Origin of the sequence: Arthrobacter sp. 35/47 (assembly GCF_000520475.1) — a bacterium.
In the GTDB taxonomy this organism is placed as follows: Bacteria; Actinomycetota; Actinomycetes; order Actinomycetales; family Micrococcaceae; genus Arthrobacter_D; species Arthrobacter_D subterraneus.
Map to the genome: position 1 here is coordinate 5,401 of NZ_KI914606.1, position 8,987 is coordinate 14,387.

Sequence of the window (8,987 nt, forward strand, 5' to 3'; positions counted from 1 at the left end):
GCCCAGGCCTGAGCCCGCCGCCTTCGGCCGTCCGCCTGCCGCGTCAGCCCATGGCCGCCTTTGGACGAGCCGCCGCATAACCTTCCCGCAACACCGGCCGCCGTTGCATTCCGCAGGTACCCCGGCTGTGTGATGCTAAGTCTCAGCGGCTGGGCGAAGGTGCTGAGACCTGGAAGGGAACCGGACTGTGTTGGTGGGAATCAAGCGGGAAACCCGGGCGGGCGAGCGCCGGGTGGCGGCGACCCCCGCCTCCGTCCGCCAACTGGCGAAGCTCGGCCTGGACATCGCTGTTGAATCCGGCGCCGGGGTCCACGCAGGGCACGAGGACGCGGCGTACCGTGCGGCCGGAGCCCTCGTCGTCCCGACCCTCGACGAGAACACAATCGCCCCCGCGGTCCTGTGCCATGTCGCGCCGCTGACCGTGGAGGAAGCCTGCCGGCTGCGTCCCGGCACCATTACGGTGGGCTTCGCCTCCCCGGCAGCGGAACTGCCCACCGTCCGCGCCCTGGCCGAGGCAGGGGTGACCTCCTTTGCGCTCGAGCTCATCCCGCGGATTTCCCGCGCCCAGTCCATGGATGCGCTGTCCTCCCAGTCCCTCGTGGCCGGATACCGCGCGGTCCTCGAGGCGGCAATCCGTTTTCCCCGCTTCTTCCCCCTCTATATGACGGCGGCGGGAACCGTTCCCCCCGCCCGCGTCCTGGTGCTCGGCGCCGGCGTGGCCGGGCTCCAGGCGATCGGAACGGCGAAACGGCTGGGCGCCAGGGTCTCCGCGTATGACGTCCGCCCCGCCTCCAAAGATGAGGTCACCTCCCTGGGCGGCACCTTCATCCACCTCGACCTGGACGCCATTGAAGGCTCCGGCGGATACGCCCGGGAGATGAGCGAGGACCGGGCGGCACGTCAGCGGGAGCTCCTCGCCCCGCACATCGCGGCATCGGACGTCCTGATCACCACGGCCGCCGTCCCCGGCAGGCCCGCGCCGCTCCTGGTGACCACCGCCATGGTGCAGGGAATGAAGGGCGGTGCCGTCGTCGTCGACCTCGCCGCCGAGACCGGTGGCAACGTGGAAGGCACACGGGCAGGGCACAGCGTCGCCGTGCAGGGCGAAGGCGGCACCGTCACCCTGGTGGGCATGAAGGACGCGGCCTCGGCCATGGCCGCCGACGCGTCGCGGCTGTTTGCCGCCAACGTCGCCAACCTCGTGGAACTCATGACCGTCGACGGTCGGGTGGTACCGGACTTCACCGACGACGTCGTTGCCGGTGCGTGCCTCACCTCCGACGGTGCGGTGCTGCACCAACCCACCGCCGCCGCACTGGAAGGAGCCTCCTGATGGACCTGTCCACCCTCCTCACCGTCGTGGTGCTCGCCGTCTTTGTCGGCTTCGAGGTGGTCTCCAAGGTGACCAGCACCCTCCACACGCCACTGATGTCCGGCGCCAACGCCATCCACGGCATCATCCTCGTCGGCGCCATCCTCGTGGCGGGGCAGGCCGCCGAACCGCTGCCATTGGGACTCGCACTGCTCGCGGTGCTGCTTGCCACGGTGAACCTGGTGGGCGGATTTGTAGTGACCGACCGGATGCTCCACATGTTCCGCGGCCGCACCCAGTCAGGGAACTCCGACCCGGAGCACGGCGCATGAACGTCCTCCCCTCCGAAGCCACGGCGCTGCTGTACCTGGCGGTCGCGGTCTGCTTCATCCTCGCGCTGAAAGGCCTGAGCTCCCCGCGTACCGCCCGCCGCGGAAACCTCATCGGTGCCGCGGGAGCCGCGATCGCCGTCGTCACCGTCTTCCTGTCCGCCCGGCTGGAGAACCTGCCGGCCATCCTCATTGCGGTGGCAGTGGGTGCCGCGATCGCCGCACCCATTGCACGGCGCGTCCACATGACCCAGATGCCGCAGCTGGTCGCGCTCTTCAACGGGGTAGGCGGCGGTGCGGCAGCGCTGGTGGCCATCCCGGAACTCGCAGCGCACGACGGCGCGTGGGTGCGTGCCGCCGTCGTCTTCACTCTCGTGGTGGGTGCGGTGTCCTTCGCCGGCTCGGCGATCACCGTCGCGAAGCTGCAGGAACTGATGACCACCCGCCCGGTCATCTTCACCGGCATGCGGTGGGTGATGACCGCCGTCGTCGTTGCCCTTCTGGTGGCTGCGGTGCTGGTGACGGCGACGGGCAACCTGGTGTGGGCGAGCGTGCTGCTGCTGCTCGGGTTGGCGGGTGGAGTGCTGCTGGTGCTGCCGGTCGGCGGCGCGGACGTGCCGATCGTCATTTCCCTGCTCAACGCGTTTACCGGGCTGGCCGTGGCGGCCTCCGGCGTGGTGCTGGATAACGTGCTGCTGCTCGTGGCCGGAACACTTGTCGGCGCCAGCGGCACCATCCTGACCCGGGCGATGGCCGCTGCGATGGGCCGCGGGGTCAGCGGGATCCTGTTCGGCGCATTCCGCGGCGGGTCCACGGCCGGGGGAGGAACGGTGAGCGAGCGGCCGGTGCGGGCGTCGGGGCCGGAGGACGTTGCCGTCATGCTCGGGTACGCGCAGCGGGTGGTGATGGTGCCCGGCTACGGGCTTGCGGTGTCCCAGGGTCAGCACACGATAGCCGAGCTCGCGGACGCGCTGGAAGCACGGGGGGTTGAGGTGTCCTTCGCGATCCACCCGGTGGCCGGACGGATGCCGGGACACATGAACGTGCTGCTCGCGGAGGCTAATGTGCCGTACGAGTCGCTGCGGGAGATGGCCGAGGTGAACCCGGAGTTCCGGAACGTGGACGTTGCCCTGGTGGTGGGCGCCAACGATGTGGTGAACCCGGCGGCGAAGACCTCGCCCGGGTCACCGATCTACGGGATGCCCATCCTCGAGGTCTCTGATGCAGGGCAGGTGGTCTTCCTCAAGCGGTCCATGCGTCCGGGGTTCGCCGGCATCGAAAACGAGCTGCTGTATTCGCCGAAGACCACCCTGCTGTTCGGGGACGCCAAGGAGTCGCTGATCAGGGTGCTCGGTGCGGTGAAGGCGCTGTAGCGGACGTCGCACGGGGCACAAAAACGGCCCCCGGGTGCAGGACCGCCGGTTCGAACCGGCGATTCTGCGCCCTAGGGCCGTTTCTGTGCGAGGCGCGGTGCGCCGACAGTGCTTACCGGCGAACGCTGCGGTTGCGGCGACCGGACAGCGACTCGGCAACGCCGATCAGCAGAACCGCTGCGATGACCGCAACGATGAAGCCGAGCACGTTCAGCTCGAAGATTCCGCCGGTGTGGAAGAAGCTGGCAACCAGCCCTCCGATCACCGATCCGGCCAGTCCGAGCAGCAGCGTTGCGAGCAGCCCGAGGTTCTGCTTGCCTGGCTTGATGAGCCGGGCAAGCGCCCCGATGATCAATCCGGCAATGATAAAGCCAATCATGATGCCTCCTTTAGGTGGTGTTCCTTCCGAAAACACTAAGTCTGCTTCGCATCCGGAATCAACTTAGGGTGGACTTCTTGACCCGGCCGGTGCTCCCGCGGCGCTTCAGCTCCGGCTGAAAGGTGGTGTGGGCGGGTTCGGGATCCCCGTCACCGAGGAGCTGACGCAGCTCATGCCACGCCTGCTCGCCGATGTCGTTGATCGCAACCGCCGCGGTGGTCAACGGCGGCGTGGTGTAGTTCGCGAACGGGATGTCATCAAAGCCGGTCACCGAAATGTCCCCGGGAACCTCGATCCCGCGCTCATGGAGTCCGCTGAGCAGGCCCATGGCCACGAGGTCGTTGAACGCCAGCACGCCTGTTGCCCCGGTTGCGAGAACCGCCTCCGCGGACACATGGCCCGCTTCGAAACTCGAGCCCGCGGCGAGCGTGGTCAGCTCTACCTCCGGGTGGTCCACGCGGAACTTATCCAGCCCCTGCAGACGGGCCTGGTTGCCGGCGCTGCGCTCCGGACCGGCGAGGAACACCAGTCGGGTGTGGCCGAGTTCCACCAGGTGCGCCGCCAGGTCCTGGATGCCCTGGCCGTAGTCCACCACGAGGCTGGGGGTCTGGATGTCCGCCGTCGAACGATTGATGAGCACCAGCGGCTGGAGGGACGGAAGCAGCGCCTCCAGTTCCGCTTCATTCATGCGTGGTGCGCAGAGTACGACGCCGTCACACCGCCGCCGTGCCTCGCCCGCCAGAATGGATTCCTCGCTGGAGACCTCGGAGGAGTCCGCAATCAGTACGCGGTAGCCGTCCTGGGCGGCGGCGCGGCTGACTCCGCGGAGCATGCCCTGGAAGGTGGGGTTGGCCAGGTCCGGAACCACAATCCCGATGGTGTCGGTCTTGCCGAGGGCCAGGCTGCGCCCTACCGCGTTGGGGTGGTAGTTGAGCTCGGCTGCGGCGGCGCGGACCCGGGCGGCAATATCGGGGTCCACGCTGAAGTTGCCGTTCATGACCCGCGAGACCGAGGCCAGTGAGACTCCAGCCCGCTGCGCGACGTCAGTAATGCCTACCCTGCGGTTGGCTGTTTTCCTGGCCATAGGTTCCTCATCCGGATGGGGATCGGCGCCCCCGCAACGAATGGTTGACGGGCGTACCGGTGTGTTGATAGAAAGCATATAACCTTTTCCAGAAAACGTTTTCTCGATTTCGCAGTTTTTTGGACGAACGCCACTGACGGCCACCATAAGGAGCCACATGAGCACCGCCCCCCAGACTCTTCCCGCCGGGAACCCGGCCGCGGACCGCGAACGTACCCGATTGGCGCTGGTCGGTACCGGGTCGCGGGCAGAAATGTATGTCCGCGCCGCGCTCGGCGACCACGCGTCCTCCGCGGAACTCGTGGCCATCGCAGACACCAATCCGGGACGGGCCGGGTACTACCTCAGACTGGCAGCGGAACTGGCTCCCGGTACGGAGGTCCTCCAGTTCCGGCCCCAGGACCTGACCTCGTTCATCCGGGACAACCGGATTGACCGCGTCATCGTCACCACGCCGGACTACACCCACGCCGACTACATCGTTGAGGCGCTGGAAGCGGGCGCCGACGTCGTCGTCGAGAAGCCGCTGACCATCGACGCCGAGGGCTGCCGCCGGATCTGCGAAGCGATCGACCGGACCGGCCGCGACGTCGTCGTGACTTTCAACTACCGGTACTCGCCGCGCAACAGCGCACTGAAGGAGATCATCCAGAGCGGTGCAATCGGCACCGTCACCTCGATCGACTTCAGCTGGATGCTCGACACCGTCCACGGCGCCGACTACTTCCGCCGCTGGCACCGCCGCAAGGAGAACTCCGGCGGACTGCTGATCCACAAGGCATCGCACCACTTTGACCTGGTGAACTGGTGGATCGACGACGTGCCCGAGCGGGTCTACGCCAGCGGCGGCCTGCGCTTCTACGGCGACCGCAACGCTGCCGCGCGCGGCCTGGCCAACCGCCCGGAGCGCGGCACCACGGATGCCTCTGCGGGCGATCCCTTTGCCCTCGACCTGCGCGACGATGAACGCCTCAACGCGCTCTACTACGCCAACGAGCATCACGACGGCTACCAGCGTGACCAGGACGTCTTTGCCCCCGGCATCACCATCGAGGACAACCTGGCCCTGGTGGTGGACTACCGGACCGGGCCCACCCTGAGCTACTCCCTCAATGCGCACAGCCCCTGGGAGGGATACCGGGTGGCCGTGAACGGAACCCTGGGCCGCGCCGAGCTTGAGGTGGTGGAGCGCGCAGCGGTGTCCGGCAGTACGGACAAGAAGAACGTGGTGGACCCGAGCGCCACCCCGGTGGAGGAGGATGACGCCGTCCGTACCAACGGCGAGCGCCTCATCCTCCAGCGCCACTGGGAACCCGCCGTCGAGGTCCCGATTGTGAACGGGGAGGGTGGCCACGGCGGCGGGGATGCGCTCCTGCTTGCCGACCTGTTCGAGGGTCCGGGGGAGGACCCGCTGGGCAGGCCGTCCGGCTACCTGGACGGGCTGCGGGCCGTCGCCGTCGGGATCGCGGGGAATGCCTCCCTCGAGTCGTCATTGCCGGTGCGCATCAGCGAACTGGACCTGGGTGCTGACCTCACGGCCCGGAAAGACGGGGTGCGCCGTGGCTGAGCGGGCACAGACCACCGTCCTCGTAACGGGCGGCTCCGGCAGGCTGGGCCGCAGCGTGGTGACCGGCCTGGCTGACGCAGGGTATGGCGTCGTTTCCGTGGACCGCACAGCTGTTCCCGACGGAGTGTTCCCCGCAGGAATCCGCCAGGAGCCGGTTGACCTGCTGGCAGCCGGGGAGACTCGCCGGGTCCTGGAAAAGCACCAGCCCGACGCCGTCATCCACCTCGCCGCGATCGCCGTCCCGTTCAGCGCGCCCGAGGACGTCATCCTGCAGACCAACAGCCAGCTCGCCTTCCAGGTGATGGGGGCTGCGACCGAGCTCGGCATCGGCAGGATCATCACGGCGTCCAGCCCCACGGTTCTCGGCTACGGGTCGCCGGCCGGCTGGGTGCCGGAGGCCTTCCCGCTGGACGAGGAGACCACGCCGAAGCCATGGCACGCCTACGGCCTCTCCAAGCTGGTGGCCGAGCAGACCATGCGGATGTTCGCGGCTGCGCAGGGGGACCGGCTCCGTTACGCCGCGTTCCGGCCCTGCTATGTCATCTCGCCGGAGGAGTGGGCGGGCGCGCCCACGCAGCAGGGGCACACCGTCGTCGAACGCCTGGATGATCCGGCGCTGTCCGCGCCGGCGGTCTTCAACTATGTCGATGCGCGGGACGTGGCGGATTTCCTCGACGTGCTGCTGCAGTCCATGGACCGCATTCCGAACGGTGAAACGTTCTTTGTGGGCGCCGCGGATGCCCTGGCCCGTGAGCCGCTCGCTGAACTCATCCCGCGCTATCTTCCCGCCTCCGGGTCGCTCGCCGCGAACCTCACCGGATCACGCCCGGCCTTTTCAATCGATAAGGCCCGCCGGTTGCTGGGGTGGGAGCCGAAACGCAGCTGGCGTTCGGAGCTTGCAGCGTCCGAGCTCGCCTCCGCTATCCAGGAAGCCAGGTAAGTCATGCAGTTCAATGGAGTGCTGTTTTTTCCCGTCACGCCCTTCTCCCCGTCCGGAGCCGTGGACCCGGGCATGCTTCGCGAGCACATCGAGTCGCGGTTGCCCCACCAGCCGGGGGGTGTCTTCCCTGCGTGCGGTACCGGCGAGTTCCATGCCCTCGATCTTGAGGAGATCCGCGCTGTCGTGACCACCGCTGTCCGTGCCGTCAACGGGCAGGTTCCCGTGGTGGCCGGCACCGGGGGGCCGCTCGGCCACGCCCGTGCTGCGGCCCGCGCCGCCGAGGAGGCAGGGGCTGACGCTCTACTGGTCCTGCCGCCCTACCTCGTCAAGGGGCCCACCGACGGTCTCATCGCGTATGTCGAGGCTGTGGCTGCGGCGTCGAGCCTGCCCGTCATCATCTACCACCGGGCCAACGGGGCCTTCACCGCCGACGCGGTTGCCCGGCTCGCCGCCAACCCCAAGGTGGTCGGGTTCAAGGACGGTGTGGGTGACGTGGGGTTGGCGCAGGAAATCGTTACCGCGGTTGCCGCCACGGGCCGTTCCGACTTCCAGTTCTTCAACGGGCTCCTCACCGCTGAACTCAGCCAGGGCGCCTACCGCGGACTCGGAATTCCGCTCTACTCATCTGCGGCGTTCGCCATGGCACCGGAGATCACCACGGCGTACTACCGCGCCTACATCGGCAACGACGAACCGGCCCGGCACCGCCTGCTTGAGGGCTTCTACGCCCCGCTGGTGCGCCTGCGCGACCAGACTCCCGGCTTCGGCGTCTCGCTCATCAAGGCCGGGCTGCGGCTGGACGGGCTCGACGTCGGTTCCGTCCGCCCACCGCTGGTCGATCCCTCCGAAAGCCAGCTGGTGGAGCTGAAGGCCATCCTCGCCGCCGGCCGGGAGCTTGCGGGCTCATGAGCGCCAACATCACCGGCCTCTCCGCCCGGCTTCTCACCGTTCCGCTGCCGCGCCCGTGGGGAGCGGATGTCCCCGAGAACCATTTCATCGCCACCACGGTAACCACCGACGACGGCGGTGTGGGCTCCGGATTCTCCTGGACTCCCACGATCGGCCCACAGGCGGTGCTGGCACTGCTGGAACATGACATCGCGCCGTTCGTCGCGGGACTGCCCGCCCGCGCCGAGGAGGTGTGGGACGCACTGTGGGCCCGGCTCCACGAAGCCGGCGGGGGAGGGCTGACCACCATCGCGATGGCCGGCGTCGACCTCGCCCTGTGGGACCTGGCCGGGCGGCAGGCGGGCTGTTCCGTGCCTGACCTGCTGGGCCGCCGTCGTGAGACTGTGCCGGTGTACGGATCGGGAGTGAACCTGCACTACAGCCTGGAGGAGCTCGTCGAGCAGACCCAGCGCTGGGTGGACGAGGGCCGGCGGGCCGTAAAGGTGAAGGTCGGGAAGCCGGACCTGCGCGAAGATGCGGAGCGCATCGCCGCCGTCCGGAAGATCATCGGCCCCGACCGTGCGCTCATGATTGACGCCAACCAGCGGTGGGACCTCCCCACCACGCTGCGTGCCCTCGACCGGCTCGGTGAGTACGGCCTGCACTGGCTCGAGGAACCTCTCCGCGCGGACGATCTCTCCGCCTACCGGCGGCTGCGGCGCTCCACGTCCGTGCCCATCGCCCTGGGCGAAAACGTGCACACCATCTACCGGTTCCGCGACTTCATCGAGGCCGAAGCCGTGGACATCATCCAGCCCAACATCGTCCGAGTCGGTGGGATTACGCCGTTCCGGCGGATTGTCGAACTGGCACGGGCCAACAGCATTGCCATTGCGCCGCACCTGCTTCCGGAACTGTCCGGCCAGCTGGCCTCCACTCTTGCTGAGACGGCGTGGGTGGAAGCGGTCGACGGCGCCACCATGGCCGAGCTGGGCATCCTTGCCGGGCCCTCACCCGTCAGCATCACGGAAGCCGGGTTGACGGTCACGGGCCAGCCCGGCCTCGGCCTGGAGCTCCGCCCCTCCCGTTGATTTGGCAGCGTCCGGGCGGCGCTG

At 68.4% G+C, this 8,987-nt stretch carries 9 protein-coding genes; 7 read left to right on the forward strand and 2 right to left on the reverse strand.

Annotated elements, in window-relative coordinates; all coding sequences use genetic code 11:
- Positions 1-187 precede the first annotated feature (187 nt).
- Genes X803_RS0111860 through X803_RS0111870 form a run of 3 tightly spaced genes read left to right on the forward strand, consistent with a single transcriptional unit; the run spans position 188 to position 3,014 of the window.
- Positions 188-1,333 (forward strand): Re/Si-specific NAD(P)(+) transhydrogenase subunit alpha, encoded by a 1,146-nt coding sequence (locus X803_RS0111860; protein WP_026545303.1) that lies wholly within the window; start codon positions 188-190, stop codon positions 1,331-1,333.
- Complete coding sequence (locus X803_RS0111865; RefSeq protein WP_026545304.1) at positions 1,333-1,644, forward strand: NAD(P) transhydrogenase subunit alpha part 2; 312 nt, start codon at positions 1,333-1,335, stop codon at positions 1,642-1,644. The genes X803_RS0111860 and X803_RS0111865 overlap by 1 nt, the downstream gene beginning before the upstream one ends.
- Positions 1,641-3,014 (forward strand): NAD(P)(+) transhydrogenase (Re/Si-specific) subunit beta, encoded by a 1,374-nt coding sequence (locus X803_RS0111870; protein ID WP_026545305.1) that lies wholly within the window; start codon positions 1,641-1,643, stop codon positions 3,012-3,014. Before X803_RS0111865 ends, X803_RS0111870 begins: the two co-directional genes overlap by 4 nt.
- A 112-nt stretch (positions 3,015-3,126) precedes the next feature.
- Here the strand turns inward: X803_RS0111870 and X803_RS0111875 are convergent, their stop codons facing one another.
- Both X803_RS0111875 and X803_RS0111880 read right to left on the reverse strand, forming a co-directional pair.
- A complete protein-coding gene (locus X803_RS0111875) occupies positions 3,127-3,393 on the reverse strand; it encodes a GlsB/YeaQ/YmgE family stress response membrane protein (protein ID WP_026545306.1) in 267 nt (88 codons plus the stop codon).
- A gap of 58 nt (positions 3,394-3,451) precedes the next feature.
- The gene (locus X803_RS0111880; RefSeq protein WP_026545307.1) at positions 3,452-4,477 is read right to left on the reverse strand and encodes a LacI family DNA-binding transcriptional regulator; all 1,026 of its coding nucleotides are present in this window, start codon (positions 4,475-4,477) and stop codon (positions 3,452-3,454) included.
- A 157-nt stretch (positions 4,478-4,634) separates the two neighbouring features.
- On the opposite strand from X803_RS0111880, the gene X803_RS0111885 reads away from it, so the two are divergent.
- From X803_RS0111885 to X803_RS0111900, 4 genes are read left to right on the forward strand one after another with little or no spacing between them, the layout of a single operon-like run.
- The gene (locus tag X803_RS0111885; protein WP_026545308.1) at positions 4,635-6,044 is read left to right on the forward strand and encodes a Gfo/Idh/MocA family protein; all 1,410 of its coding nucleotides are present in this window, start codon (positions 4,635-4,637) and stop codon (positions 6,042-6,044) included.
- Entirely contained in the window at positions 6,037-6,984 is a 948-nt protein-coding gene (locus X803_RS0111890) for an NAD-dependent epimerase/dehydratase family protein (RefSeq protein WP_026545309.1), read from the forward strand. Before X803_RS0111885 ends, X803_RS0111890 begins: the two co-directional genes overlap by 8 nt.
- 3 nt (positions 6,985-6,987) lie before the next feature.
- Entirely contained in the window at positions 6,988-7,893 is a 906-nt protein-coding gene (locus X803_RS0111895) for a 5-dehydro-4-deoxyglucarate dehydratase (protein ID WP_026545310.1), read from the forward strand.
- Entirely contained in the window at positions 7,890-8,963 is a 1,074-nt protein-coding gene (locus X803_RS0111900) for a mandelate racemase/muconate lactonizing enzyme family protein (protein WP_026545311.1), read from the forward strand. The genes X803_RS0111895 and X803_RS0111900 overlap by 4 nt, the downstream gene beginning before the upstream one ends.
- The last annotated feature ends 24 nt before the right edge of the window (positions 8,964-8,987 follow it).

Bases quoted from the DNA above. Each gene is read 5' to 3' on its own strand.
- X803_RS0111865 (WP_026545304.1), top strand. From the start codon at position 1,333: ATGGACCTGTCCACCCTCCTCACCGTCGTGGTGCTCGCCGTCTTTGTC.
- X803_RS0111870 (WP_026545305.1), top strand. From the start codon at position 1,641: ATGAACGTCCTCCCCTCCGAAGCCACGGCGCTGCTGTACCTGGCGGTC.
- X803_RS0111875 (WP_026545306.1), bottom strand. From the start codon at position 3,393: ATGATTGGCTTTATCATTGCCGGATTGATCATCGGGGCGCTTGCCCGG.
- X803_RS0111880 (WP_026545307.1), bottom strand. From the start codon at position 4,477: ATGGCCAGGAAAACAGCCAACCGCAGGGTAGGCATTACTGACGTCGCG.
- X803_RS0111885 (WP_026545308.1), top strand. From the start codon at position 4,635: ATGAGCACCGCCCCCCAGACTCTTCCCGCCGGGAACCCGGCCGCGGAC.
- X803_RS0111895 (WP_026545310.1), top strand. From the start codon at position 6,988: ATGCAGTTCAATGGAGTGCTGTTTTTTCCCGTCACGCCCTTCTCCCCG.
- X803_RS0111900 (WP_026545311.1), top strand. From the start codon at position 7,890: ATGAGCGCCAACATCACCGGCCTCTCCGCCCGGCTTCTCACCGTTCCG.